This window comes from Mesorhizobium sp. M2D.F.Ca.ET.226.01.1.1, from assembly GCF_004022705.2.
In the GTDB taxonomy this organism is placed as follows: Bacteria; Pseudomonadota; Alphaproteobacteria; order Rhizobiales; family Rhizobiaceae; genus Mesorhizobium.
This window is the reverse complement of sequence record NZ_RZOY02000038.1, coordinates 1-1,206: the sequence shown is the minus strand read 5'-3', so window position 1 is coordinate 1,206 and position 1,206 is coordinate 1. Positions and strand designations below refer to the sequence as shown.

General features: G+C 57.5%; 1 protein-coding gene. It reads left to right on the top strand.

All coding sequences use genetic code 11. The features are described 5' to 3' along the window. Nucleotides 1-30: 30 nt before the first annotated feature. Nucleotides 31-1,206 (top strand): MmgE/PrpD family protein (locus tag EN869_RS33645; protein ID WP_135859831.1); only part of this gene is annotated, 1,176 nt, incomplete at its 3' end.

Sequence of the window (1,206 nt, the reverse complement as noted above, 5' to 3'; positions counted from 1 at the left end):
AAAGAAGCGGATATATTGGAGTATACCTCAGTGCGAGCCATATCTGAACTCGCCGAATTCGTTAGCAGCTATCCAGCAAGTGCACTGCCTGCGGCGACACGGCGTACAATTTCGTTGCTCATTTTAGATCTTATCGGTGCCACGGCTGCGGGCCTGCGATCGCCGTTAGCTGATGCTGCCAGAAAATCAGCACTGGAAGCCTATGGCGAGGGCCTGATCAGCATTTGGTTGACCGAGGATCGTTCTAGTGTGGTCGGCGCCGCGATGGCGAACAGCGCTGCGGCAAGCGCGCTGGATATCGACGACGGTCATCGTGGCGCAGCAGGCCACGCGGGTGCCGGCGTTATTCCCGCCGCCTTGGCAGTGGCTCAGGCTGTTGACGCGTCGGTCTCCGAGACCATGGTTGCAATTGCGCTCGGATATGAAATCGCCCTCCGAATCGCGAGCTCTCGGCCGGTTGCGGCAATCGATACGTATGCAACTGGACGCTGGGTCGGCTACGGGGCTGCGGCTGCAGCTAGCCGTCTCTTGGGTTTGAGTGCCACGGAAACCGCTCATGCGTTAGGTATTGCCGGATCCGAAGGACCAATCGTCTTCCTGACCACAACCTCGAAATTCGAGGGTAGCACGATCAAGGAAGGGATTCCGCCCGCCGTGGTTGCAGGTATCACCGCCGCCTATCGCGCGCGGGCAGCCGCAACTGGACCTCTCAATCTTCTCGATGACGACGATCGTTTCACCCGCCATCTCCTGACCCAAAATCTTGGGTCTTCATGGGAAATTCAAAAATGCTATCTTAAGCCGTATGCATGCTGTCGCTATATCCACGCAGCTATCGATGCGATACTAGCCATGCGTCGCGATGGGCAAGAGATCCGCAAGCTGCGCATAGAAACTTTCCCACAAGCGCTGCGCCTAGCAAACGAGCGCGCCCCCAGCACCTTGGAGGGGGCTCAATACAGCTTCTATTTTAGTTGCGCACTGGCCGCTTTGTACGGGCGGGAAGCCCTACGGCCTGTTCAACCTGAACGTCTCACTGACGTACGCATCATTGAGTTGGCCGGGCGTATTGAGCTTGAAGCGTCCTCCGATTTCGCTTCGGCGTTTCCAGCCGAAACGCCAGCCCGCGTTGTCATGGATCAAGGGAAAGGGCCGGAAGAAATGATTGTACGACACCCACTTGGGGATGTCCTGCGCCCTTTATCG